General features: G+C 72.5%; 22 protein-coding genes and 1 pseudogene. 12 read left to right on the forward strand and 11 right to left on the reverse strand.

From position 1 onward, the window contains the following. The first annotated feature begins 225 nt into the window (after positions 1-225). Together FM076_RS06105 and FM076_RS06110 are read left to right on the forward strand one after the other, a co-directional pair. Positions 226-399 (forward strand): hypothetical protein, encoded by a 174-nt coding sequence (locus FM076_RS06105; protein WP_173868893.1) that lies wholly within the window; start codon positions 226-228, stop codon positions 397-399. 144 nt (positions 400-543) lie between these two features. Continuing rightward, positions 544-888, forward strand: a complete 345-nt coding sequence (locus FM076_RS06110) for a gas vesicle protein (RefSeq protein ID WP_173868894.1) — start codon at positions 544-546, stop codon at positions 886-888. 130 nt (positions 889-1,018) lie between these two features. Here FM076_RS06110 and FM076_RS06115 read toward each other — a convergent pair whose 3' ends face one another. Then, positions 1,019-2,839, reverse strand: a complete 1,821-nt coding sequence (locus FM076_RS06115) for a PP2C family protein-serine/threonine phosphatase (RefSeq protein ID WP_173868895.1) — start codon at positions 2,837-2,839, stop codon at positions 1,019-1,021. On the opposite strand from FM076_RS06115, the gene FM076_RS06120 reads away from it, so the two are divergent. Further along, a complete protein-coding gene (locus FM076_RS06120; protein ID WP_243274334.1) occupies positions 2,840-3,322 on the forward strand; it encodes an RNA-binding S4 domain-containing protein in 483 nt (160 codons plus the stop codon). A gap of 79 nt (positions 3,323-3,401) precedes the next feature. On the opposite strand, the gene FM076_RS06125 is transcribed toward FM076_RS06120, so the two are convergent. From FM076_RS06125 to FM076_RS06135, 3 genes are all read right to left on the reverse strand, one after another. Beyond that, positions 3,402-4,070: a response regulator gene (locus FM076_RS06125; protein ID WP_173868897.1), complete on the reverse strand. Its 669-nt coding sequence runs from the start codon at positions 4,068-4,070 to the stop codon at positions 3,402-3,404. Positions 4,071-4,446: 376 nt separating this feature from the next. Further along, the gene (locus FM076_RS06130; RefSeq protein WP_173868898.1) at positions 4,447-5,694 is read right to left on the reverse strand and encodes a M20 family metallopeptidase; all 1,248 of its coding nucleotides are present in this window, start codon (positions 5,692-5,694) and stop codon (positions 4,447-4,449) included. 100 nt (positions 5,695-5,794) lie between these two features. Beyond that, positions 5,795-7,426: an AbgT family transporter gene (locus FM076_RS06135; protein ID WP_345944900.1), complete on the reverse strand. Its 1,632-nt coding sequence runs from the start codon at positions 7,424-7,426 to the stop codon at positions 5,795-5,797. Between the two features lie 133 nt (positions 7,427-7,559). Between FM076_RS06135 and FM076_RS06140 the strand changes: the two genes are divergently transcribed. The 6 genes and pseudogenes from FM076_RS06140 to FM076_RS06165 all read left to right on the forward strand — a co-directional run bounded on the left by FM076_RS06140 (position 7,560) and on the right by FM076_RS06165 (position 15,938). Then, positions 7,560-8,669, forward strand: coding sequence for an Lrp/AsnC family transcriptional regulator (locus FM076_RS06140; RefSeq protein ID WP_173868899.1), 1,110 nt, complete (start codon positions 7,560-7,562; stop codon positions 8,667-8,669). Between the two features lie 175 nt (positions 8,670-8,844). Then, a pseudogene (locus FM076_RS06145) lies at positions 8,845-9,300 on the forward strand (IS982 family transposase); the annotation flags it as partial. 56 nt (positions 9,301-9,356) lie between these two features. Beyond that, a complete protein-coding gene (locus FM076_RS06150) occupies positions 9,357-10,853 on the forward strand; it encodes an MFS transporter (RefSeq protein WP_173868900.1) in 1,497 nt (498 codons plus the stop codon). Between the two features lie 75 nt (positions 10,854-10,928). After that, positions 10,929-12,728, forward strand: coding sequence for a GAF domain-containing sensor histidine kinase (locus FM076_RS06155; RefSeq protein WP_173868901.1), 1,800 nt, complete (start codon positions 10,929-10,931; stop codon positions 12,726-12,728). Between the two features lie 111 nt (positions 12,729-12,839). Further along, positions 12,840-13,589, forward strand: a complete 750-nt coding sequence (locus tag FM076_RS06160; RefSeq protein WP_173868902.1) for an HAD family hydrolase — start codon at positions 12,840-12,842, stop codon at positions 13,587-13,589. Further along, the gene (locus tag FM076_RS06165) at positions 13,590-15,938 is read left to right on the forward strand and encodes a glycoside hydrolase family 65 protein (RefSeq protein ID WP_173868903.1); all 2,349 of its coding nucleotides are present in this window, start codon (positions 13,590-13,592) and stop codon (positions 15,936-15,938) included. Positions 15,939-16,070: 132 nt separating this feature from the next. Here FM076_RS06165 and FM076_RS06170 read toward each other — a convergent pair whose 3' ends face one another. Both FM076_RS06170 and FM076_RS06175 read right to left on the reverse strand, forming a co-directional pair. Beyond that, on the reverse strand, positions 16,071-17,303 hold the full coding sequence (locus tag FM076_RS06170) for an acyl-CoA dehydrogenase family protein (RefSeq protein ID WP_173868904.1): 1,233 nt from the start codon (positions 17,301-17,303) through the stop codon (positions 16,071-16,073). 8 nt (positions 17,304-17,311) lie between these two features. After that, complete coding sequence (locus tag FM076_RS06175) at positions 17,312-18,334, reverse strand: phosphotransferase family protein (protein WP_173868905.1); 1,023 nt, start codon at positions 18,332-18,334, stop codon at positions 17,312-17,314. A gap of 145 nt (positions 18,335-18,479) precedes the next feature. On the opposite strand from FM076_RS06175, the gene FM076_RS06180 reads away from it, so the two are divergent. Beyond that, on the forward strand, positions 18,480-18,629 hold the full coding sequence (locus FM076_RS06180) for a hypothetical protein (RefSeq protein ID WP_173868906.1): 150 nt from the start codon (positions 18,480-18,482) through the stop codon (positions 18,627-18,629). Between the two features lie 68 nt (positions 18,630-18,697). Here the strand turns inward: FM076_RS06180 and FM076_RS06185 are convergent, their stop codons facing one another. The 4 genes from FM076_RS06185 to FM076_RS06200 all read right to left on the reverse strand — a co-directional run bounded on the left by FM076_RS06185 (position 18,698) and on the right by FM076_RS06200 (position 20,800). Then, on the reverse strand, positions 18,698-19,183 hold the full coding sequence (locus FM076_RS06185) for a gluconokinase (RefSeq protein WP_173874538.1): 486 nt from the start codon (positions 19,181-19,183) through the stop codon (positions 18,698-18,700). Between the two features lie 101 nt (positions 19,184-19,284). Beyond that, positions 19,285-19,578, reverse strand: coding sequence for a DUF202 domain-containing protein (locus FM076_RS06190; protein ID WP_173868907.1), 294 nt, complete (start codon positions 19,576-19,578; stop codon positions 19,285-19,287). A gap of 113 nt (positions 19,579-19,691) precedes the next feature. Then, positions 19,692-20,090, reverse strand: coding sequence for a YidH family protein (locus FM076_RS06195; RefSeq protein ID WP_173868908.1), 399 nt, complete (start codon positions 20,088-20,090; stop codon positions 19,692-19,694). Between the two features lie 56 nt (positions 20,091-20,146). After that, entirely contained in the window at positions 20,147-20,800 is a 654-nt protein-coding gene (locus FM076_RS06200) for an NUDIX domain-containing protein (protein WP_173868909.1), read from the reverse strand. Between the two features lie 117 nt (positions 20,801-20,917). Here FM076_RS06200 and FM076_RS06205 point away from each other — a divergent pair, with 117 nt between their 5' ends. Both FM076_RS06205 and FM076_RS06210 read left to right on the forward strand, forming a co-directional pair. Beyond that, entirely contained in the window at positions 20,918-22,573 is a 1,656-nt protein-coding gene (locus tag FM076_RS06205; RefSeq protein WP_173868910.1) for an FAD-binding dehydrogenase, read from the forward strand. 103 nt (positions 22,574-22,676) lie between these two features. Continuing rightward, complete coding sequence (locus FM076_RS06210) at positions 22,677-24,296, forward strand: hypothetical protein (protein ID WP_173868911.1); 1,620 nt, start codon at positions 22,677-22,679, stop codon at positions 24,294-24,296. 122 nt (positions 24,297-24,418) lie between these two features. Here FM076_RS06210 and FM076_RS06215 read toward each other — a convergent pair whose 3' ends face one another. Beyond that, positions 24,419-25,396: a zinc-binding dehydrogenase gene (locus FM076_RS06215; protein ID WP_173868912.1), complete on the reverse strand. Its 978-nt coding sequence runs from the start codon at positions 25,394-25,396 to the stop codon at positions 24,419-24,421. Positions 25,397-25,414: the final 18 nt, after the last annotated feature.

Genomic DNA, 25,414 nt, shown 5'->3' on the forward strand with positions numbered 1-25,414 from the left:
CCAGCCGGGCGGCCAGCGCGGTGCGCCGCTCGGGGTCGCCGACCGCCTCATAGGCGGCGACGAGGCGTTCCGCCTCCGCGTGCGCGTCCGTGAGCAGTTCGAGTACGTCCGGACGATGAGCCATCGCCTCTCCTTGGTCCCGTTCCGTCCCCTGCCACCCGTTTCGCCCGGCGTGGTGTGGGGACCCGACGTCCAGTCGCCAGTCGTACGCGGAGGTGATCACCGGTGCAGCAGACCCAGGGCACCGCCAGACAGCAGGAGAACACCCGGAACCCGCGCCCGGCGCCCGTGCTCGGCGCACGGCAGCAGCCCGGGCGGGACGGTCCGATGGGCTACGGCCCGCACGCCCCGTCCGGCGACCAGGACCCCGAGTCCCACATCTTCCGCGGCGAGGACTGACCCGGCGCCCCGGCGGGACCGGCCCGGCGCCGCGCACCGGCTGCGATGACCGGTACCCGGTCCGTCCCGGTTCACTCCGCGCCCAGCGGGCACCCGTCCGGCCCACCGCACACCCCGCACGGGCGGGGAGGGAGGAGAGCCGAGATGAGTGAGAGGACCACGGACGGCACCGGCGGGAAGACCGCCCCGGAGCGGGAGGCCGCGCGGCAGCAGGCGACCGGGGCGTCCTCGCCCGGCACGGCGCGGGTGCTGCACTCGGCACGGGAGGCCATCGAGGCGCTGACCGGGCTGGAGGCCGAGACGGTCTCCTCGGTGGCCAGAGACGAGGACGGCGGCTGGAAGCTCCAGATCGAGGTCGTGGAGCTGCGCAAGATCCCCGACAGTGTGAGCATGCTCGGTTCGTACGAGATGACGCTGGACGCCGAGGGCGAGCTGACCGGCTACCGCAGGCTGCGCCGCTACGAACGCGGCAAGGCCGACCCCCGGTGACGCCCGCCGGCCGGTGCGGGCGGTGTGGCCGGGGCCGGTCCTCGGGGACGGGCGGGACGCTCAGGACACGCGGACGCCGGCCGCTCAGGACACGTGGTCGGCGACCCCTCAGGACACGGGCACGGCTCACTCAGGACACGTGCACGGCGAGGATCGTCGCGTCGTCCTCCGCCCCCGGCCCCAGCAGCGTCTCCACCATGCAGTCCGTGGCCTCCGGACCCGGGCCGGCGCGTGCCGTGCACGTCCGTACCGCCTCCAGCAGGGCCTCGGCCCCGGTGTCCAGGTCCATGCCGCGGCGCTCGATGACACCGTCGGTGTAGAGCAGCAGCAGGTCGCCGTGGCGCAGCTGCGTGGTGTTGATCTTGTACTCCGCGTCGGGCAGGACGCCCAGCATCAGTCCGTGCTCGGCCTCCAGCAGCCGCGGCTCGCCGTCCCTGACCAGCACCGGCGCCGGGTGCCCCGCACTCGCCCAGGAGAAGACCCGGGCGCGCGGGTGCAGATGCCCCACGACACAGGTCGCCGTGGTGTCCAGGCTGCCGTAGTAGTCGTAGTAGACGACCTCGCCCAGCGCGGTGGCCAGCTGGGCCGCGTTCTCGTCGGTGTAGGCGAGCCCGGCCAGCGCGGAGCGCTGCTGGAGGGCCCGGCTGGCCGCCTCCACCCCGTGCCCCGAGGCGTCCCCGACGGCCAGCAGCACCCTGCCGTCGGGCAGCTCGCGGCACTTGTACCAGTCGCCGCCCACCCCGGATTCAGAGGGCACATAGGCGGTGCTGACGGAGATCCAGGGGGGTTTGAGCGCCTGCACCGGCGGCGTGAGGGCCCTGCGGAACGTCTCGGAGACCCGGTGCTCGGCATCCGCCTCCCGCCGCAGCCGCTCGGCGTCACTGAGCGCCCGCCGCAGCCGCGCCTCCTGCTCGGTGACGTTCCGCGCCGCGAACAGCAGCGACTCGGGGACGTCCGCGCCCTCCGGGTGGCCATGGCCCAGCCAGCGGATCCGGCGCTCCTCGCCGCCCACCCGGATGGTCACCTCCCGGTCGGGAAGCTCGCCCCCGGCCAGCAGCGTCTTGACGTCGGCGACGAAACCGGGCACGTCCGCGGGGTCCAGCAGCCGCCCCACCACGAACGGGTCGGGGACGGTGTCCCTGGCCGAGGCCACCGAGCGGGCCGCCTCCTCCGGCGGGACGCCGTCCGGCGGCGCCGCCGAGAGGCCCAGCAGCGCCCGCATGCCCCGCGACCAGCGGATCCGGCCGGTGATCAGGTCCCACTCCGCCCATCCCATCCGGGCCCGCTGCTGGATGCGGTGGCTGAGCCGGGCCTCGCCGACCGGCTCCCAGTTCGTCAGCAGCAGCCCCTCGTCCGGCAGCAGGGTGACGGTGCCGCGCAGCCGGGCCCGCTGGAGGACGCCGTCGACGACGTCCACGTAGTCGAGGGTGTCGCTGGAGACGGGGCACCCCTTCTCCAGCGCCGCGCGGTAGACGTCGTACATCCCGCTGGTGCGCACGCCCGGCCGGGTCAGGGACAGCGGCTTGCCGAGGAAGTCGTACGAGCCGCGCTCCACCCCGCTCAGCTCGAAGTGGTTGGCGCCCACGACGATGAAGTCGCGGACCGTGCCGTCGGGCGCGTAGTCCGGCCGCAGCACCGTCGAGCTGCCGCGCAGCACGCCCAGGACGGCGGGCAGCCACCCCGGCAGACCGGGCAGCACCGCCACATCGCTGGGCGGCGCCGTCTCGGCGCCCTCGTAGGCGAACGGCTCGCTCGTCGGCCGCCCCTCACCGCGCCCCGCCGCGTGTTCGTGGTGGGCGGGGTGCGCCGGCTCGGCGCCGGTGACGTGGAGCCGCGCGCGGTGCCGGGCGCGCGCGACGGTACGCAGCGCGGCCCGCTTCAGCTCTTCGAGCGCGTCCTCCGGCGTCCCTCGGGGGGCTTCCCGGCCGCCGCTCCCAGACGAGGCGTCCATATGCCAGCATTGTCGGCCTTGCCGGGCGGGTTCGCCGGGCGAGCGCCCCCGTGCGGGTCGGCCGGGCGGGGCACCCGCGGCTTCCGCTCCCCTAAAGTCGGGGGCATGACGGCAGACGAAGGCTCGGTACGGGTGGACAGCTGGATCTGGTCCGTACGGCTGACGAAGACCCGCTCCCAGGCGGCCACCGCGGCCCGCGGCGGTCACGTCAAGGTCAACGGCGTGAGCGTGAAGGCCGCGCACCCGCTGCGGGTGGGGGACGAGGTACGCGTCCGCTCCGCGGGGCGGGAACGCGTCGTGATCGTCAAACGGCTCCTGAAGAAGCGGGTGGGGGCACCGGTGGCCGTGGAGTGCTACGCCGACCACAGCCCGCCGCCCCCTCCCCGGGTGGAGGTCCCCCTGGCACCCCGCCGCGACCGGGGCGCCGGCCGCCCGACCAAACGCGACCGCCGCGAACTGGACCGCCTCCGCGGGGTGCGCTGAGACCGGGCGTGTACGGGGACGGGGCGTCGAGGACGCGGGGGGGGGCACCGACCGGCGCGTCACCCTCGCTCGCTCCCCCTCAGCCGCTCTCCCTCAGCCGCTCGGCGATCACCGCCGCCTGCACCCGCCGGCCGACGCCCAGCTTGCCGAGGATGCCCGAGATCCGGTTCTTCACGGTCTTCTCGGCGAGGTACAGCCGCTCACCGATCTGCCGGTTGGTCAGCCCCTCCCCGACGAGGGCGAGGATCTGCCGCTCCCGCGGGGTGAGCCGCGCCAGCTCGGGCGGCGCGGAGCGGTTCTCGCGGTCCCGGGCGCGGGCCAGGACGCGGGCCCGGGTGTCCGGGCCGATGAGGGAGTCGCCGGCCGCCACGGTGCGGATCGCGTTCACCAGGTCGGCGCCCCGGATCTGCTTGAGCACATAGCCGGCGGCGCCGGCCATCACGGCGTCGAACAGCGCTTCGTCGTCGTCGAACGAGGTGAGCATGAGGCACACCAGATCGGGCCTGCGGGCCCGCAGCTCGCGGCAGACCTCGATGCCCCCGTGGTCGCCGCCCCCCTCCCCGCTGCCCAGGCGCACATCGAGGACGGCGACCTGGGGGCGGGCGGCGGGGACCCGGACCAGGGCCTCCTCGGCATCGCCGGCCTCGCCGACGACCTGGAGGTCGGGCTCGGCCTCCAGCAGGTCACGGAGCCCGCGCCGCACCACCTCGTGGTCGTCGAGCAAGAACACACGGACGGGCTCGGACACGGAACCTCCTCGGCAGCGGCCTCCCAGCCTGGAGCATGGGGCGCCGTGTGAGTAGGGGCCGTTCGGCACCCGCACGACCGCGCCGTCCAGCTAGCGGGGGGCCGTTGAGTGGGGGTCCCCCCGACGGAGTCCGGGGGAGGAGCTGCCCCAACGCCCGTCCGGCGAGGACCGGGGGTTTGGGGGCGGAGCCCCCAACACATGGGGAGCACTGGGCGGAGGCCCCAGCACCGGGACAAGGGCCCCACCCACAGGGGGAGCACAGGGCGAGGGCCCAAGCCAAAGGGGCGAGGGCCCCACCCATGGGGCAGCAGGGGCGGAGTCCCTGCGGGGAGGGCGGACGCTTCGGGCGGGGCCCTTACCGAACCGGCGGGTGCTCTCAGTGGTCGGTGCCCGCCGCCCCGGCCAGGCCCAGCAGGGTGCCCGCGGTCAGTGCGATGCGGTCGGGGATGTCGGCGAGGAGGATGTGCTCGTGCCGTGCGTGTGCCCCGTCCCCGGTGGCGCCCATACCGCACAGGACGGGGCGGCCGAGTGCGGCGACGAAGTTGGCGTCGCTGCCACCGCCGACGAACAACTCCTCCAGCGGCCCCCGCACTCCGGCCGCGACACCGTCGGCCAGAGCGAACAGCCGACGGCCCCCGGCGCCCGGCAGCATCGGCGGACGGTTCCAGCCACCACCGACGGTGACGGCGACCCGAGGGTCCCTGGCCGTCAGCCCCGCAAGTACCCGGTCTATGCGCTCGGCCTCCTCGTGGGAGCTGACGCGCACATCCACGAGGCAGCTCGCCTCGCCCGCGATGACATTGCGGGCCGTGCCTCCGCTGATCCGGCCCACGTTCACGGACGTACCGCGCTCCAGATCGGCGGCGTCGACCAGGCTTCGGACGACATCGGCCACTCCATGGACGGCGCTGGCGCCCTTGGCCGGGTCGAGGCCGGCGTGTGCCTCCAGCCCGGTGACGGTGACGCTGAAGATGCCGACACCCTTGCGGCCTGACTTGATCCCCCACGTCCCGCCCGGCTCCAGTACCAGGGTGGCCGCCGCGTCCTCGGTGGCCCGCTCGACGAGGGGCCGGGAGAGGACGCTGCCGGTTTCCTCGTCGCCGTTGAAGACGAACCGTACGGTGGGGTGCGGCAGGCCGAGTGCGCGCAGGGCACGCAGGGCCCAGATGCCCTGCGCCAGACCGGCCTTCATATCGAAGACTCCCGGGCCCGAGGCGGTTTTCTCCCCCACGGTGAACGGCCAGCCGGCGGCGGTTCCGGCCGGCCACACGGTGTCGTAGTGGCCGACCACGGTCACCGTGCCGCACGGGAGGGTGCTCCCACCAGTGCCGTCGGCGCTGCCCCGGTACTCGGCCTCGATGACATCGCCTGCCTCGGAATGGCGGTGGCGTACGGTGCGGCTCGGCTCGCCCAGCCGTTCGGCCAGCAACTCCTGGATCAGGTCGGCGGTGGCGTCGAGGAGTGGCTTGTCATCGCTGGGCGACTCCTGCTCAACCAGCCGGCGCAGATCGGCGAGATAGCCGTCAGAGCCGTTCTCGTACCGCTGTTCGCGGCACCATGCCGTGACACGCGCGAGCACGGCCGGCTCGGGAACGGGCAGCGGGGTGGGGGCGGATTCCGACATGGGGAGCGTGGTTCTCCGTTTCATGGTTTCTTGACGTGCCGCTGATCGTGAGCGGTTGATGCGGGAGGGGGCTTCAGCTGGGCCGACAGCTGGCGCCCCGTCAGTGCGTCGGTGCCCCGGGCCCGAAGGGAAGGCCGACGAAGTACCAGGCCAAGAAGAGCAGCGTCCATACGACGAGCAGCGACAGCGAGACCGGAAGCGTCAGCGACATCAGGGTGCCGATGCCCGCTGTGGGCCGGTAGCGGCGGACGAATCCGAGGCAGAGCGCGAAGTACGGGCTCATCGGGGTGATCGGGTTGGTGCACGAATCGGCGATCCGGAAGAGGGCCCAGGTGGTCTCAGGGGCGACCTCGAGCAGCATCAGCATCGGGACGAAGATCGGACCGATCAGCGCCCACATGGCCGACCCGCTGGTCAGCATCAGGTTCATCACGCTGACGACCACGATCACGCCGACGAAGACGAGCGCGACCGGCACCCCGGAGGAGTCCAGCAGCTTCGCGCCGGTGATGGCCATGACCTCGCCGATGGCGGTCCACTTGAAGTAGGCGAGGAACTGCGAGATCGCGAAGAACAGCACCAGGACAGGAGTCAGTTCGCGCAGCCCCGTTGCCATCATCTCGGGGATGTCCTTCGCCGTGCGCACGGTGCCCACCGCCCGTCCGTAGGCGATACCGGTGGCGAAGAAGAGCAGGGACAGGAAGACGGCGATGTTGTGCACGAGCGGGGAGTCGATGACGGCGCCGTGCTCACCGCGCAGTGGCGAACCCGAGGGAACGGCCGCGATGGTGAGGGCGGCCAGCAGCACCGCGGCGGTGATCCCGGCAGCACGCAGACCTCGGCGCTCCTCGCGCGTGAGCGACAGATCGGGCAGCTCGTCGGTTCCGGCGCCGGAGGCGGCAGTGGCTCCGGCCTCGGCGCCGCCTTCTTCTTCTGCCGCCGCCGCGTCCTTCCCGGCCTTCACCGCGTCGTTGTCGGCCATCATCGCGAGCCTGCGGGTCAGCAGCGTCTCGGCGATCAGGGTGATGACCAGCGACAGCACGAGGGCCGAGGCGAGGGAGAAGAAGTAGTTGGCCACCGGGGTGACCGTGTACGAGGGGTCGATGGTGTGTGCCGCGGCTGTGGTGAGCGCGGCCAGTGTGGCATCGGAGGGGGTGACCAGCGGGCTGGCGGCATGGCCTCCGGAGACCGAGACGAAGGCGACCACCGCGCCCAGCACGGGATTGCGCCCCACCGAGCGGTAGGCGATGGCGCCCAGCGGGATCATGACGACGAACGCCGCGTCGGAGGCGATATGGGCGAGCATCCCGGTCAGCGCGATCACAAAGGTGACGGCCTTGACCGGAACCCTCGACAGCGCGGCCCGCAGCATCGCGGTGAGCAGCCCGGCCCGGTCGGCGACGGCCACACCGAGCATGACGACGAGGACGACCCCGAGCGGCGGGAACGTGGCGTAGTTGTCGATCAGCCCGTCGAGCATCATCGTGACGCCCGCGTCCGACAGCAGGCTCCGCACCGCGATCGTCTTGCCGTCGGTGGGCGATTCGGCCGATACGCCCAGTCCATGCAGGCCCCAGCTGAGCAGGAGCAGCACTGCGCTGAGTATCACGAACAGCCAGAAGGGGTGCGGCAGCCGGTTGCCGACGCGCTCTATGACGCCGAGCGCCCGCAGCGTGAAGCCCACGGAGCCCGATGTCTTCACCGGGCGCTCCACCGTCGTTCTGGTCGCCACATCAACCCCTCTCTCGGGTGACTTATTGATGCGTCATGACACTGCACCCCGGCTGAATGTGTCAATAACTCAGCGAGATTCGGTTGTTTCGACCGCGTAACCCCGTGGGGGTGAAGCGCTAGGATCAGGCAGCATGTCCTCGCCCAGAGTCAACACACAGCGGTCCTCCAGGCGCCCGGAGGAACGGCTGCTCGACGATGTCGATCTCGACCTGGTCGCGGCGCTCCAACTCGCGCCCCGCACACCGGTCAACGCCCTCGCCGAGATACTGGACAGCTCGCCCAGCACCATCGCCCGGAGGCTGTCACGGCTGCGCACGGAGCGGCTGCTGAGGGTGGGGGGCCGGCTGGACTGGCCGCTGATCACGACGGAGAACCCGCGCCAGGTGTGGATCAAGTGCGAGCCGGGGCGCTCCCAAGAGGTCGCCCGCCGCATCCTGGAGCTGGCCGACGAGGTGCAGACCCTGCTGGTGACGACCGGCAGCGCCGATATCTATTGCAGCGTCTATCCGCTGCTCGGCACCGACATCTTCGACCTGCTGACCAATCGGCTGCCCGGCATCCCCGGCATCGTCTCCACCGAGTCCCACCTGGTCCTGCGGGCCCACACCATGGGCCAGACCTGGCGGCTTCACCGGCTCGACCAGGCACAGACCGACCGGTTGCGCGAGCACGCCGTACAGGTCAGCCAGGAGCGGCGGGCCTCCCTGGAGGAGCTGTCGGAACTGGAGCGGCGCACCCTGGAGCTGATGGTGGCCAACGGCCGGATACCGGCCGCCGATATCGCCCGCGAACTGGGCGTCAGCCGCTCGACCGCGTACCGCACCTCGCAGACGCTCCTTGAGTGCGGCGCCCTCCAGCCGAGAGTGGAGATCGAGCCCGCGCTGCTGGGTTTCCCGCTCAACGCCTTGATGTCGCTGACCGTGCTTCCGCAGGCCATTCCCTGTCTGCTCGAGACCTTGGCCGGTCACCCTTCGGCCCGCTATGTGTCGATGGTGGCCGGCTCCTCCTCGGTGATCCACTATGGCGTCTTCCGTGATGAGGAGGACCTGGCCCGCTTCATCACCACGGATCTCGGGGCCTTTCCCGAGGTCACGACGGTCAACACATGCGTGGGCGTCCGTGTGCTGCGCCGCCACTGGACGGCGCGTGAGGGAGTCCGTCTCGGCGAGCGAGCCGACGGGTTCCTCTCCCCTCTCAGGGTCCCACCCACGCCCCCTCTTACGGCCTCGCCCACGGGGTGACCTCACCTGACGTCCCCTGCACCTCTGACACCCGTCAGGTACCGCGCGGGATCATCGACGACCATGTGGCGCCTTGCCGCCGGATCGGGCGGCCCCCGAAACTCACGGACGCCGAACTGCTGTGCCTGGCGGTCGCCCAGGTCCTGCTCGGTTTCCCCTCGGCCCGGCCACTGGCTGGGGCTTCCGCCTCTACCTGGTCACCACTGCCGAAGGCAAGCCCGTCACCTGGTGTCCGGCCAGTCCGAAACCCGGCGAGCGGGAGGTGATGACCGCGCTGCTGGAACGCGACCACCACCTCATCCGCCGGGGACAGGTGACCCTCGCGGACAAGGGCTTCGCCGGGAAGGAGCTCGAAGCCTTCGTGAGCGAGCGGCTCGGTGCCCACCTCGTACGGCCGGACCGCAAGGACGAACCGGTCCGCCACGGGAAGACCGCCCGGGTCCGGCAGTGGACCGAAGCTGTCATCGACACCCTCAAAGGCCAGCTCAGCCTCGAACAACACGGCGGCAGAACCCCCGCCGGCGTCTTCGCCCGCACAGGACAACGACTCCTCGCCCTCGCCGCCGGCACCTGGCACAACTGGACCACCGGCGCCACAGTCAAACGATCACTGATCGCCTACGGCCGCTGAGAACATCGGACTCAGTCATCTAGGCTGCGGTACATGAACGACCCGGCCGAGCGGATATGAACGACCCGGCCGCGCGGAGCATCCGTCCGCTGACGGGGGTACTGGCGGCGATCGCGGTCTCCTTGACCGGGACCCGAGTCTCGGCCGTCGCCCTGCCCTGGTTCGTACTCGTCACGACCGGCAGCACCGCACGCACCGGGCTGGTGGCGCTCTGCGAGATGGCGCCGTACGTCCTGGTCAAGGCCCTCACCGGGCCACTGGTGGACCGGGCCGGGCCGCGCCGGGTCTCCTGGGTGACCGACGCGGCCAGCGCGGCGGCCGTGGGGGCGGTCTCGGTCCTCCACCTCGTGGACGCGCTGTCCTTCTGGCTCCTCCTGCTGCTGGTCGCCGTGGTCGGCGCGGCCCGCGGCCCCGGGGACCTGGCCAAGCAGGTCATGGTGCCGGACGCCGCGGCAGCCGCCCGGGTCCCGCTGGAGCGCGCCGCCGGCCTGGCGGGCGTCACCGAGCGGCTGGCCTCGACCGTCGGCCCCGCGGCGGGCGGCGCGGTGGTCGCCCTGCTCGGCGCACCGACCGCCCTGTTCGCCATCGCCGTCTGCTTCGCCTCCGGCGGCCTGGTGATCCTCCTGTGCGGCGACGGCTCCCGCTCCCGAACCGGACCGGCCGGACGACCTGGTCCCGCCGCGCGGGACGTCCCCACCGAGCCGGCGGGCCGCGGGGCGGAGCCCGGTTACTGGCGGCGGCTCGGTGAGGGGTTCCGGTTCCTGCGGCGGGATCCGCTGCTGCTGACGATCATCGTCACGGTGGGTGTCACCAATCTGCTGGACGCGGCCTTCGCCTCGCTGCTGCTGCCGGTCTGGGCGCGGGAGTCGGGACACGGGCCCGGGGCGATCGGTCTGGCCGACAGCGTGCTCGGCGTCGCGGCGGTCTGCGGCAGCCTGGTGGCGGCGGCCGTCGGGCACCGGATACGCCGCCGCCTGGTCTTCTTCGGCGGTTTCCTGCTGGCGGGCGCCCCCCGGTTCCTGATCCTGGCCGGCGATGTGCCGATGGCGGCCGTGCTGGGGGTGTTCGCCCTGAGCGGGTTCGGGGCGGGGTTCCTCAACCCGATACTCGGGGCCGTCAACTTCGAACGGGTGCCCGCCCCGCTGCGGGGCCGGGTCAACGCGCTGGGCGACTCGCTGGCCTGGGCCGGCATCCCCCTGGGCGGGCTGCTGGCCGGCACCGCGGTGGCCGCCTTCGGGCTGGCACCGGTGCTGCTCGCGGGCGGGGCCGCGTACTTCCTGACCACCAATCTGGCCGGGCTGCGGCCCGAGTGGCGCCGGATGGACCGGCCGTCCGGCCCCGGCCCGGGGCACGCGACGGCCGCCGGCTCCGGCGCCCCGGCGGACCCGGCCGGTCCCGACGGCCCCAACGCCCCCGAGGCACCCGAGGCACCCGACGGCCCCGATGCCCCTGAGGCACCCGACAGCCCGGGGAGTCTCCCCGGGCAGGGGCCGAGCCTCCCCGGGCAGGGGCCGCGGGACGGGGGGCGGGGAGCGGAACGGGCGGGGACCTGAGGGCGGTTCGCCCGTAGACTGCCGTCCCCGAGGGCCGCACGGGGCCCGGCTGTCGTACGTCGTACGGAGGTGCGCATGGCGGAGCCTGCCGGTCAGGGGCAGCACCATCCGTACCGGGGGAAGTTACCCCACTTCCGGCTGGACGAGCTGCTCGACGAGCTGCAGACGCGGCTGGACGCGGCCCGGGTCACCCAGGACCGGATGCACAGCCTCCTGGAGGCCGTGCTCAGCGTGGGCCGGGAGCTGGACCTCTCCCAGGTGCTGCGGCGCATCGTCGAGGCGGCGCTGACCCTGACCAACGCGCGGTACGGCGCCCTGGGCGTCCTCGGCGAGGGGCAGCGGCTGCGCACGTTCCTGCCCGTGGGCATCTCCGAGGACCAGGCGGCGCGCATCGGCCCGCTGCCGTCCGGGCACGGCGTGCTCGGCGAGCTGATCCGCAACCCCGAGCCACTGCGGCTCTCGGACCTGACCCGGCACCCGGCCAGCCACGGCTTCCCCGCCCACCACCCCCCGATGCGCTCCTTCCTGGGGGTGCCCGTGCGGGTGCGGGACGAGGTGTTCGGCAACCTGTACCTGACCGAGAAGCGCGGCGGCGCCGACTTCGACGCCGACGACGAGGCGGTCGTCACCACCCTCGCCGTGGCCGCCGGGGTCGCCGTGGACAACGCCCGGCTCTACGCCGAGAGCCGGCGTCGCGAGCAGTGGCTGGAGGCGCTGGGCGAGATCACCCGGCTGCTGCTGAGCGGCGCCCCCTCCAGCGAGGTGCTGCGGGTGATCGCCTGGCGGGCGATGGAGGTCGCCCAGTCCGACTCGGCGTGCGTGCTGCTGCCGGACGCCGGGGACGGTGCGGGTGGCGCGGAGCGGCTGCGAGTCGTGGTGGCGGTGGGCGAACTGGCCCAGGAGCAGACCGGCGCCGTGGTGCCCTACGACGACACCCTCTCCGGCCTCGCGGCCCGCACCGGCGAGTCGGCCGTCTCGGCGGACATCACGGCCGATCCGCGTACCCACGCCTTCCCCGGCGGGGAGAACGCCTACGGGCCGGTGGTCGCCGTACCGCTGCTGGCGCAGAAGCACGCGCCCGGCGCCCTGCGGCTGAGCCGGCGGAAGGGGCGCCCGCCGTTCGACCAGACGGAGGTGGAGCTGCTGTCGGACTTCGCGGCGCAGGCGGCGCTCGCCCTGGAGATGGCGCAGCACCGCGCCGAGTCGGAGCAGTTGGCGCTGCTGCACGACCGGGACCGGATCGCACGCGACCTGCACGACCTGGCCATCCAGCGGCTGTTCGCCACCGGGATGACGCTGCAGAGCGCGGTCCGGCTCATCGACCGCCCCCAGGCGGCCGAACGGGTGAACCGGGCCGTGGACGACCTCGACGAGACCATCAAGATCATCCGCTCGACCATCTTCGCGCTGCGCACCTCGGGCGAGGGCCGTCAGGACGCCGGGGCCGGCCGCGCCGGGCTCCGCCGGACACTGGCGAAGGCCGTCAGCGACGCGGCGGACCGGCTCGGTTTCCTGCCCGCCCTGCGGATGGAGGGGCCGGTGGACACCACCGTGCCCGCTGAGGCCGCCGAGCACGTGCGGGCGGTACTGGGCGAGGCGTTGAGCAACATCGTCCGCCACGCGCGGGCGCGCCGGGTGGACGTGGCGCTGTCGGTCGGCGAGACGATCACGCTGTCGGTGACCGACGACGGTGTCGGCGTCGGGGACCGGCCCCGCACCGGTGGGCTGGCCAACATGCGCTCCCGGGCCGAGCTGCTGGGCGGCACGCTGACCGTGACGGACAGCCGGGGAAATGAGCCGGGGCCCGGGGCGGCTCCCGGCACCCGCCTCGTGTGGGATGTCCCGCTCCCCCGCGACACCGAGCACGACGGCTGAGCGCCCGCGTCCTCCGGGAGGCCGGACCCGCACCCGTCCCGGTGGCGTCCAGCCGGGCGGGAAAGCGGAACGGCAGGCATGCCCGTCCGGTTGCCCGGGGACCCGGCACGCATGACGAAGCTCGGTCTGCCGGATGGCGTGCGCGCCTGCCTGTTCGATCTCGACGGCGTCCTCACCCGGACGGCCGTCGTCCACGCGGCCGCCTGGAAGGAGATGTTCGACGCGTACCTGCGCGGCCGCGACGGGCCCGGCTTCCGGCCCTTCGACCCGGTCGTCGACTACGACCGGTACGTGGACGGGCGGCCCCGCGCCGACGGCGTCGCCACGTTCCTGGCCTCGCGCGGCATCGAGCTGCCGGAGGGCTCCGCCGAGGACCCGCCCGGCCGGGAGACCGTGTACGGGCTGGGCAACCGCAAGAACGACCTGCTGCTGGAGAAGATCCGTAAGGAGGGCGTCGCCGCCTACGACGGCTCGCTGCGCTATCTGCGCGCGGTTCGGTCCGCCGGGCTGCTGACCGCCGTCGTCTCCTCCAGCGCGAACTGCCGCGACGTCCTGGCCTCGGTCGGCATCGAGGACCGGTTCGACGTGCGCATCGACGGGATCGTGGCCAGGGAACGGGCCCTGCCCGGCAAACCCCGCCCCGACACCTTCCTGGCCGCCGCCCGCGACCTGGGGGTGGCGCCCGAGGACGCGGCGGTCTTCGAGGACGCCCTCGCCGGGATGGAGGCCGGCCGCGCCGGGAACTTCGGCTACGTCGTCGGGGTGGACCGCACGGGCCAGGCCGACGCGCTGCGGCAGCACGGCGCCGACACCGTCGTGAAGGACCTTGCCGACCTCATGGAGTCCGGGGAGGGCGCCTAAGTGATCAGCAACTCCTCCTACACCGTGGAGCCGTGGAGGCTGCGCGAGAGCGAGCTGAACCTCGACGTGCTGCCGCAGAGCGAGTCCGTCTTCGCCCTCTCCAACGGGCACATCGGCTGGCGCGGCAACCTGGACGAGGGCGAGCCGCACGGGCTGCCTGGCACCTACCTCAACGGCGTCCACGAGCTGCATCCCCTGCCGTACGCGGAGGCGGGCTACGGCTACCCGGAGTCGGGGCAGACGGTCATCAACGTCACCAACGGCAAGATCATGCGCCTGCTCGTCAACGACGAGCCGTTCGATGTGCGGTACGGCAAACTCCGCTCCCACGAGCGGGTGCTGGACCTGCGGACCGGCCTGCTGCGGCGGGTGTGCGAGTGGAGTTCACCGGCGGGCTGCACCGTCCGTGTGACCTCGACGCGGCTGGTCTCCTTCGCCCAGCGCGCCATCGCCGCCGTCGCCTACGAGGTGGAGCCGCTGGACTCCGATGTCCGGGTGGTCGTGCAGTCGGAGCTGGTCGCCAACGAGCAGCTGCCCGAGAAGCAGGGCGGCGACCCCCGGGTCGCCGCCGCGCTGGAGGACGTCCTCGTGCCCGAGGAGCACTTCGCCTCCGAGATGCGGCTGCGGCTGGTGCACCGCACCGAGCGCAGCGGACTGCGGGTCGGTTCGGCCGCCGACCACGTGGTGCACGGCCCCGCCACCACCCGCACCGCCGGTGAGAGCGGGGACAATGTCGCCCGGCTCACCGTCACCGCCGAGCTGGAGCGCGGACAGCCGCTGCGCGTGGAGAAGCTGGTCTCCTACGGCTGGTCCGGCGCGCGGTCGCTGCCCGCCGTCCGCGACCAGGTCGACGCCGCGCTGGCCGGGGCCGGCTCCAAGGGCTGGCAGGGGCTGGTGCGGCAGCAGCGGGAGTACCTGGACGGCTTCTGGGCGCGTGCCGACGTCGAGGTGGACGGGGACGCGGAGATCCAGCAGGCGGTGCGGTTCGCGCTCTTCCACGTCCTCCAGGCCGGTGCCCGCGCCGAGAAGCGCGCCATCCCCTCCAAGGGGCTCACCGGTTCCGGCTACGACGGGCACTCCTTCTGGGACAGCGAGTCGTTCGTGCTGCCGGTGCTCACCTACACCTCGCCCGACTCGGTGGCCGAGGCGCTGCGCTGGCGGCAGGAGACGCTGCCGGCGGCCCGCGACCGGGCCCGCCAACTGGGCCTGCGCGGCGCCGCGTTCCCCTGGCGGACGATCGACGGTTCGGAGTGCTCGGCCTACTGGCCCGCCGGCACGGCCGCCTTCCACGTCAACGCGGACATCGCGGACGCGGTCACCCGGTACGTCGCCGTCACCGGCGACACGGAGTTCGAGCGGGAGACGGGGGTGGAGATCCTCGTCGAGACCGCCCGGCTGTGGCACTCGCTGGGCCACCACGACCACCACGGCACCTTCCACTTCGACGGCGTCACCGGACCCGACGAGTACAGCGCCATCGCGGACGACAACCTCTACACCAATCTCATGGCGCAGCTGAACCTGCGGGCCGCGGCGGACGTGGTGGTGCGGTACCCCGAGGAGGCCGCCGCGCTGGGCGTCGACGACGAGGAGGCCGCCGCCTGGCGGGACGCGGCCGAGGCGGTGGCCATACCGTTCAACGAGACGCTGGGGGTGCACGAGCAGTCGGCGGGCTTCACCGGGCACCAGCTGTGGGACTTCTCCGCCACGGGAGCCGACCAGTACCCGCTGATGCTGCACTTCCCCTACTTCGACCTGTACCGCAAGCAGGTCATCAAACAGGCCGACCTGGTGCTGGCCATGTACAAGCGGGGCGACGCCTTCGACGCCGAGCAGAAGGCGCGCAACTTCGCCTACTACGAGCAGATGACCGTCCGCGACTCGTCGCTGTCCGCCTGCTGCCAGGCCGTGACCGCCGCCGAGGTCGGCCACCTCCACCTCGCCTACGACTACCTGGGCGAGGCGGCGCTGATGGACCTGGCCGACCTGGAGAACAACACCCGCGACGGGCTGCACATCGCCTCCCTGGCCGGGGCCTGGATCGCGCTGGTCGCCGGGTTCGGCGGGATGCGCTACCGCGGCGGCACGCTGGACTTCTCCCCCGCCCTGCCCGAACAGCTCAGCAAGCTGGCCTTCGTGGTGCAGATGCTGGGGCGGCGGCTGCGGGTGGAGATCGTGGGCGGGACCGTCACCTACCGGCTCCTGGACGGTGAGCCGCTGCGGCTGTGCCACTGCGGGGAGCCCTTCCGCGTCGCGGAGGGCTCCCCTGTGACGCGCAGTCTGCGGAAGCCCGAGCCCGGCCCGGAACCGGAGCAACCACGGGGGCGGCGCCCGGTGCGGAGGCACTGAGCTTCTTTCCCGCCGCGACGGCGGGCGGCCGACGACGACCGGCCCGGCGGTGCCGGACCCGCCCGCGGTGAGGCCCGGTTCGGCACCGCCGGTCACGTTCTCGCCGGTTGCTCACCATAGCGGCGGGACAACTCATCGGTACCGTTTCAGTTCGCGGCGGGCCAGGGAGCGCTGGTGGACCTCGTCGGGGCCGTCGGCCAGGCGCAGCGTCCTGGCAGCGGCCCACAGCTCAGCGAGGGGGAAGTCCTGCGAGACCCCGCCCGCCCCGTGGAGCTGCACCGCGTCGTCGAGGATGCGTACCACGGCGCGGGGCGTGGCGATCTTGATGGCCTGGATCTCGGTGTGGGCGCCCCGGTTGCCGACCGTGTCCATCAGCCAGGCGGTCTTGAGCACCAGCAGCCGCAGTTGCTCGACCTGGACCCGGGCGTCCGCGATCCACGCCTGCACCTGGCCCTGCCCGGCGAGCGGCTTGCCGAAGGCCGTCCGCTCCAGCGCCCGCCGGCACATCAGCTCGATCGCCCGCTCGGCCATGCCGATGAGCCGCATGCAGTGGTGGATGCGGCCGGGGCCGAGGCGGGCCTGCGCGATGGCGAAGCCGCCGCCCTCCTCGCCGATCAGGTTGCCCACCGGGACGCGTACGTCGTCGAAGACGACCTCGGCGTGGCCGCCGTGGTAGTGGTCCTCGTAGCCGTAGACCGTCATGGCGCGCCGCACCTGGAGGCCGGGGGTGTCGCGCGGGACGAGCACCATGGACTGCTGGCGGCGCACGTCCTCGGCGTCCGGGTCGGTCTTGCCCATGACGATGAAGACCGCGCACTCCGGGTTCATGGCGCCCGAGATGTACCACTTGCGGCCTGTGATGACGTAGTGGTCGCCGTCGCGCCGGATACGGGTGCCGATGTTGGTGGCGTCCGAGGAGGCGACCTCGGGCTCGGTCATGGCGAAGGCGGAGCGGATCTCGCCCGACAGCAGCGGCACCAGCCACCGCTCGCGCTGCTCGGGCGAGCCGAACTGGGCCAGCAGTTCCATGTTCCCGGTGTCGGGTGCCGCGCAGTTGAGCGCGGTGGGGGCGAGCTGCGGGCTGTGTCCGGTGATCTCGGCCAGCGGCGCGTACTGGAGGTTGGTGAGCCCGGCCCCGTACTCCTCGTCGGGCAGACTGTGCTGGTCAACGAAGAAGAGGTTCCACAGGCCCAGCTTGCGCGCGGTGGCCTGGAGTTCCCGTACCACCTCGGGCGTCCGCCAGGGCGAGTCCAAGGCGGCGCGCTGCTGGGCGGCCACGGCCTCGGCGGGGCGCACGTGCGCGTCCATGAAGGCGAGCAGCCGCTCGCGCAGCTCCTCGGTGCGCGCGTCGAATGCGAAGTCCATGTGCTGCCTCAGCCCTTCCGCAGAGTGGTGAGTCCGTTGTCGATGAAGACCGGGACCAGCTCGCCTATCCGGTCGAAACCCTCTCCGACCGTCCGGCCGAGCGTGAAGCGGTAGTGGATGCCCTCCAGGATCACCGCGAGCTTGAAGTACGCGAACGCCGTGTACCAGTTGACGCGGGAGACGTCGCGTCCGGACAGCAGCGCGTAGCGCTCGACCAGTTCGGCGGCCGTGGGGTGGCCGGGCGCGCCGCTGGTGGTGCTGACGGGTGAGCCGGGCACGTCCTGGCGCTCGCTGTACATGGCCAGCAGGCCGAGATCGGTCAGCGGGTCCCCGAGGGTGGACATCTCCCAGTCGAGCACCGCCGTGATCCGGTCGTCGGGGCCGACCAGGACGTTGTCGAGGCGGAAGTCGCCGTGCACGACGGTGGGCCGGGGCGACACGGGCAGCGTCCGGCCGAGCGCGCCGCGCAGCTCGTCGATCCCGGCCAGCTCCCGGCTGCGGGACGCCTCCAACTGCTTGCCCCAGCGCCGCAACTGCCGCTCCAGGAAGCCCGCCGGCCGCCCGAAGTCACCGAGCCCCGCCTCCTCGGGGTCGACGGCGTGCAGCGCGACCAGCGTCTCGGGCAGGGCGAGGACGATGCGGCGGGTGCGCTCGGCGCCGAGCCCGGCGAGCTGCTCACTGGTGCGGTAGGGGGTGCCCTCCACGTGCTCCATCACGTAGAAGGGCGCTCCCGTCACGTCGGGGTCCTCGCACAGCAGCACGGTCTCCGGCACGGGCACGGCGGTGTCCCGCAGGGCGCTGATGACGCGGTACTCGCGGGCCATGTCGTGCGCGGTCGCCAGGACGTGGCCCAGCGGCGGGCGGCGCACCACCCAGCGCCGCGCCCCGTCGGTGACCCGGTAGGTGAGGTTCGAGCGCCCGCCCTGCACGACCTGGGCGCTCAACGGGCCCCGCACCAGCCCCGGACGCTCCCGCTCCAGATGTGCGGCGAGCCGCGCCAGGTCGAGGCCGGGCGGTGGGGATTCGCTCATCGTGCGCGCTCCTTCGGAATCGGTCGCCACCGATCATGCCGACTAGTCGGTATGCCGTCCAGAGGGGGCGGGGAGACCGGCGCCACAGCCTGTCCCGACCTGCGGCCGATGACACATATGCGGATCGCGCCCTAGCCTTCCCGGTATGCCCATCGGTGACAACGAACCGCTGTTCGTCCGGGACAAGCGGTCAAGGAACGGCTACGTCCTCAACCCCCGCAACCCCTCAGGCCTCGCGCTGATCATCGTCCTGACGGTCGGCGTCCTCATTCTGACCGCCGTGGCCCTGGCCTGACCCGGGACCGCCTGACCGGGGCCGCCTGACCGGAGTCCCGGCCGGACCCCCGGACCCGGCCGGGCCCCTCAGCACACCCCCGCGCGCCGCAACTCCTCCCGCGCCGCCGCCCGGGTCTCCTCCCGGGTACCCGCGACGGAGACCGCCGCTCCGCGCTCGCGGCCCGTCAGCGGCTCCAGCGCCTCGAACTGGGACCGCAGCAGGCCGGGCGGCATGAAGTGGCCCCGGCGGCGGGCCACCCGTGCGGCGATCAGCTCGTAGGAGCCCTCCAGGTGCAGGAAGTACAGCCGCGGGGAAGCACGGCGGAGCCGGTCGCGGTAGCGGACCTTGAGCGCCGAGCAGACGAGGACGGCGCCGCTGTCGCGGTGCCGGCCGAGCCAGTCGGCCATCGCCTCCAGCCACGGCGCCCGGTCGGCGTCGTCCAGCGGGACACCGGCCGACATCTTCTCGATGTTGGACTTGGGGTGGAAGGCGTCGGCGTCGCCGAACGGCAGGCCGAGCGCCTCCGCCAGCCACTCGCCGACGGTGCTCTTGCCGGAGCCCGACACCCCCATCACGACGACGAGCGGCGCGCCCTCCCCGTCCTTCCCGGATGCTTCCTTCCCGGATGCTTCCCTCCCAGAGGCGTCCTTCCCCGGAGCGTCCTCCCCGCGGTTCACAGCAGCATTCCTCCCGCCACGATCAGCACCAGCACGCACGCGAGCGTCCCCAGCACCTGGCCGGGGCCCATGACCGCCGGCGCGGGCCGCGCGAGCCCGCGGATGCGCCGCTGCGCCGTCACCAGCATGCCGAGCCAGGCGAAGGCCCCGACGCTCACGGCCAGCAGGGCCGGGGCGGTCGGCTCGGCGAGCGCCGTCCGCGCGAGCAGCGCGACGGACACCACGAACGTCAGTGTCGTACGGCGCCAGGCGAACCAGGTGCGCTCGGGCTGCGCGCCGGGGTCGCGCACCGCGGCCGGCGGTCCGCCCGCGCTCCCCGACGCCTCCACCCGCCCTCGCGCGCCCTCGCCCTCCGGCCCTCCTTCCGGCCGCCCCCCGGCCGGCCCGCCTCCGCCCGGCACTGTCACCGGCCCGCCAGACCGAGGACGACGACGGCGACGACCAGCAGCGCCGCGAGGGCCGTCCCGGTCGCGAGCAGCACGGGGAAGCGGGAGGCGGGCAGGTCCTCGCCCCGGCGCATGGCACGCTCGCACCGCACCCAGTGGTTCACCGCGCGGAAGGCGCACAGCGCCGCTCCCGCCAGCAGCACGATGGCGACGGTCGTCCGTACGCCCCCGCGCAGGCCGGTGAGGAACTGGTCCACCGCGATGCCGCCCGCGACCAGGGCGAGCGCGGTGCGGATCCAGGCGAGGAAGGTGCGCTCGTTGGCGAGCGAGAAGCGGTAGTCGGGAGTGGTGCCCTCCTCCCTGAGCCGCTGGGGGGCGAACCACAGCCGGAGAGTCGCCGAGAACCGGTCGCGCATGCGTCAACCGTACGCGGTGACCTGCGGCGGCTCCCTCCGGGGGACGCCGCACCGGGTCAGAGTGCGCAGAGCCGCCGGTGGCACTCCACCCCGTCGGGCACGACCAGACCCGCCGCCTCCCAGCCGGACAGCCGCCGCTCCAGCTCGTCCTCGGGCAGGAAGTCCCACCAGTCGACCTCCTCGGCCTGCGGCCGGACGGGCAGCGTGCACACCACCTCGTACACCGTGAGGAACCACGAGTACTCGGGGGTCTCGAACAGGAATTTGAGCCGCCGTTCGGGTGCCGGGAGCCCGCTGACGCCCAGCTCCTCCTCCGCCTCCCGCAGCGCGGCGGTGTCGTAGTCCTCGCCCGCGCCCACGACGCCGCCGACCACCACGTCGTACATACCGGGGAAGATCAGCTTGGTGGGGGTGCGGCGGTGCACGAAGAGGCGGCCCCGCGCGTCCCGCACCCTGATGGCGGTGCTGCGGTGCCGCAGCCGCTCGGCGTAGACGTCACCGCGCGGCCGCTGCCCGACGACCCGGTCCCGCTCGTCCACCACGTCCAGCAGCTCGTCCGCCGCCCGCCCCCGTGCCTGGTCCAGCACCCGGTCCCGCTCCAGGGCCTGATCCCGCTCCAGGGCCTGATCCGGTTCCAGGGCCTGATTCCGTTCCAGCCCCTGCTCCTGCCCCTGTCCCCGCTCCCGGTGCTTCCTGTCACGCTCGGTCATGCCGCCATCCAAGCACCCGGGTACACGCCGGACGGCCCGGAGGGGTGTCCGTGGGCCGAACCGGAGGTTACTCTCCGGTCACCAGTCCTCGGTGCGGGTGTGCGAAAGGGTGGGAGCATGGCGTACGACGCCGATGTGATCGTGATCGGGGGCGGCCTCGCGGGCCTCACCGCCACGGCCGAGCTGGCCGACGCCGGACGGCGCGTCATCCTGCTCGACCAGGAACCCGAACAGGCGCTCGGCGGCCAGGCCCACTGGTCCTTCGGCGGTCTCTTCTTCGTCGACTCCCCCGAACAGCGCCGCATGCGCATCAAGGACAGCCGCGAACTGGCCTGGCAGGACTGGCTCGGCACCGCGGGCTTCGACCGACCCGAGGACCACTGGCCGCGCCGCTGGGCCGAGGCGTACGTCGACTTCGCGTCGGGCGAGAAGCGGGCCTGGCTGCGCTCCCAGGGGCTGAGGATCTTCCCCGTCGTCGGCTGGGCCGAGCGCGGCGGCTACGACGCGGGCGGCCACGGCAACTCGGTGCCCCGCTTCCACATCACCTGGGGCACCGGCCCCGGACTCGTCGAACCGTTCGAGCGGCGGGTACGGGCAGGCGTCGCCCGCGGCCTGGTCGAACTGCGCTTCCGCCACCGCGTGACGGGCCTGGAGCGGACGGCCGGCACGGTGGACACCGTCACCGGCGAGGTCCTGGTGCCCAGCACGGCACCGCGCGGTACGGCCAGCAGCCGCGAGGTCGCCGGCACCTTCTCGCTGCGCGCCCAGGCCGTGATCGTCACCTCCGGCGGCCTCGGCGGCAACCACGATCTGGTCCGCGCCAACTGGCCCGCACGGCTGGGCACTCCACCGGAGGTGATGCTCTCCGGGGTGCCCGCGCACGTGGACGGGCTGATGCTCGGCATCACCGAACGGGCCGGCGGGCGGGTCATCAACCGCGACCGCATGTGGCACTACACCGAGGGCATCGAGAACTGGAACCCCATCTGGGCCCGGCACGGCATCCGCATCCTGCCCGGCCCCTCCGCCCTGTGGCTGGACGCCACCGGAAGGAGGCTGCCGGTCCCCCTCTTCCCCGGCTTCGACACCCTCGGCACGCTCGACCACATCATGCGGACCGGGTACGGCTACACCTGGTTCGTGCTGAACCAGAAGATCATCGAGAAGGAGTTCACCCTCTCCGGCTCCGAGCAGAACCCCGACCTGACAGGCCGTTCGGTGCGCGACGTCCTCGGCCGGGCACGGCACGGCGCGCCGGGTCCCGTGCGGTCCTTCATGGAACACGGCGCCGACTTCGTCATCGAGCGCGATCTCGCCGCGCTGGCCCGGCGGATGAACGAGCTGACCGGCGACGGGCTCATCGACACGGACGCACTGCGCCGCGAGATCACCGCCCGGGACCGCGAGATCCGCAACCCCTTCACCAAGGACCTCCAGGTCACCGCCATCCACGGCGCCCGCCGCTACCTCGGCGACCGGCTCATCCGCGTGGCGGCCCCGCACCGGCTGCTGGACCCGGCGGCGGGGCCGCTGATCGCGGTCCGCCTCTCCATCCTGACCCGCAAGACGCTCGGCGGCCTGGAGACCGACCTCTCCTCCCGGGTGCTGACCGACTCGGGAGAGCCGCTCCCCGGTGTCTACGCCGCCGGGGAGGCCGCCGGTTTCGGCGGCGGCGGTGTCCACGGCTACCGCTCGCTGGAGGGCACCTTCCTGGGCGGCTGCCTCTTCTCGGGCCGTACGGCCGGGAGGGCGGCGGCACGGGCCGTGGGCTGAGGCGGTTCAGCGATGCTGGCAGGCCTGTCAGTGCGGGCTGCAAGACTCCCTCCGGAAGGCACCCTGATCTCTTGATCTCTCCGGAAGGAAATTGTTGACAGATATGACCCGCTCCCTCGACACAGAAGTACCGTTCGAGAGCAATGGAAGTCCGCCACCGGTGTTCAACCGTCGCGTGAGGCTGCTGGTGTGGGTACTGGACCAGCATGACGAGATCGGACTGACTCGGCAGGTTTTCGAGGAACGCGGCTGGACAGTCCGTGAGGCAACGGCTGAGGACCAACCGAATACCGACGAGGGCTACACCGCGCTCCTGGTGGAAGTTCGGTTGCGAGGCGCCCGTATCAACGCGTGCAGTGCTGCGCGACACCAGGTGTCCGCCCTCATCGAGACGCGGAAGCTGAGCGCGTTGGTGCGGGATGCGGCCATGGTCGTTCCCAGCCAGCATCCGCAAACAACCCGCTACTTCATGTATCGGAAGCCGCCGACAGACGCAGGCCCGATCGCCCGGCGGCTGTGGGATTGCTGGATCAGCATCGGCGGGGCCGATGTCCCACGAATGGTGGAACTGCCGGGCGAGGCCAGCCCCTCGGACGCCGTCGCCGATCTGCGACAGCGCACACTCGGCGGTGCAGCGTTCGAGGAAGCCACCCACGGTGTACGACTGCAAGTAGGCCCTCGACGGCCTCCCGCAACCGACCAGACCACGGGGTCTCGCCCACCGTCCCGTGCCACGCGGTTGTGGCCGAACATGCTCGTCGGGTGCGTCTGCTTGGTCTTCCTTCTCGCAGGCGGCTCCGCCTCGAGTGCGCTGCCACCACCGTGGAATGTGCTGTGTCTGCTTCCCGCTGCCGCACTGACCTGGCCAGTCGGTCGGTGGGTCACCAGCAACGAGACCCGCCCGGCACCAGTTCAAGTCGTAGTCGGCATGGTGATCACAGGGGGGCTGTCGTTCATCGGCTACGTCTTCGTCGAGCAGTCGCCTGGCGCGGGGATTCGATCGGCAATCGCACTCCCCGCCACTGGGCTGGGGCTCCTCCTTGCGATCGGCGCATGGCATGCCGTGCGTGACTCGTGGCTGTCACGCAACGCCCACTGGGTACTGCCAGTAGCCGCCACCCCGATCGCATTCGTCCTCCCTTATGCGGGGAAGCTGCTGCATGCTGTCTACTTGACCGATGTCTTCGGTATCCCCGCCGACGCCGTTTCGGTCCCCTTCTACTGGCAATTTCTGGTCGCCCTGAAACCTCTGGCCCTCATGCTTGCCGTGCTGCTGCTCTTCGTCGGAGCAGCCGGGTGGGTGAAATACTTCCATTGGACGTCCGGATTGCGAGAGGTAACGCTGTTCGTGTGGCCGCTCGTACTTCTCGTCTGGGTGTTGACGGTCATCCAGGTCGGAATCGAAGATGCCGGCAATACCGCGAACCGCGCCGCCGCGACAGCCCGGGCCGGTAAGAACCCCACCCAATGGTTCGGCATCCAGGGCAATCTCATGTGTGTGACACCACTGACAAAGAAGACCTCTGTCTTCAACGGGCCGATACCACACCATCCGGTGCTCACCTTCGGGACGACCGGTGACCACGTTTGGGCGTGGGATCCCGTGCGCAATCGGTCGGCCGACCGTACATGGAAGACCTTCCGTATTCGGGCGGAAGAGGTCTCCGTCACCCCACCGGCCTCGGGGCAGAAAGGCCCCGTGTGCCAACAAAAAGACACATGACCGCCATCCGCCACCGACTGCGGTTGCCACCCGCCTGTGAGCCGGGATAGGCAGGCCCACCTCATGGCAGGAAGCTGCCAGATGGAAATGGTGGATCAGGTGCACGCGTGCGTCTCCCGCGCTCAGGCGGCCCGCACGGGCACCACCACGACGCGGCCCGTCGTTGTGCCGTCGAACACCCGCTGGACCGCGTCGGCGGCGCCGTCCAGGGCCACCCGTTCGCTCACCAGCGGGCGTATCAGGCCCTGACCCGCGAGCCGCGTCAGCTCCTCGTGGCAGCGGTCCACGGCGGCGGGGTCGCGCTGGGCGTACAGGCCCCAGTGCAGGCCCAGGATGGAGTAGTTCTTCACCAGCGCGTGGTTGAGCCCCGGCGTGGGCACCGCGCCGCTGGCGAAGCCGACGACCACGATGCGGCCCTCGAAGGCGGCGCACTTGGCGGAGGCCGTGTACGCGTCACCGCCCACCGGGTCGTACACGACGTCGGCACCGGCACCCCCGGTGGCCTCCTTGACCGCGGCGACGACGTCCTCGGAGCGCCGGTCGACGACCACGTCGCACCCCAGCTCCCGCGCGACCCCGGCCTTGGCCCCGCCCCCGACCACACCGATCACCCGTGCCCCGGCGGCCTTGCCGAGCTGGACGGCGGCGCTGCCCACGCCCCCGGCCGCCGCGTGCACCAGCAGGGTCTCGCCCCGCTGGAGACGGGCCCGGCGGTGGAGGCCGAACCAGCCGGTCTGGTAGCCGATGTGCAGGGCGGCGGCCTCCGCGTCGTCCAGCGCCTCGGGGGCGGGCCGGGCGCTCTCCTCGCTGACGACGGCCAGTTCGGCGAAGGCACCGCCCGGCAGGACGGGCTGGCCCAGCACCCGTTCCCCCTCCCGGGGGCCGCCGACGATCTCGCCGCACAGCTCCACGCCGGGGGTGAAGGGCAGCGGGGGCCGCACCTGGTACTCGCCCCGGCACAGCAGGGCGTCCGGATAGTTGACGTTGGCGGCCCGCACCCGCACCAGCAGCCGGCCGGGGCCCGGCTCGGGCTCGGGTATCTCCTCCAGCCGCATCACATCGCGCGGTTCGCCGTTGCTGTGGACGCGCCATCCCTGCACAGGGTTTCCTCTCCGCCG

Origin of the sequence: Streptomyces albus subsp. chlorinus, assembly GCF_013302895.1 — a bacterium.
Taxonomy (GTDB): domain Bacteria; phylum Actinomycetota; class Actinomycetes; order Streptomycetales; family Streptomycetaceae; genus Streptomyces; species Streptomyces chlorinus.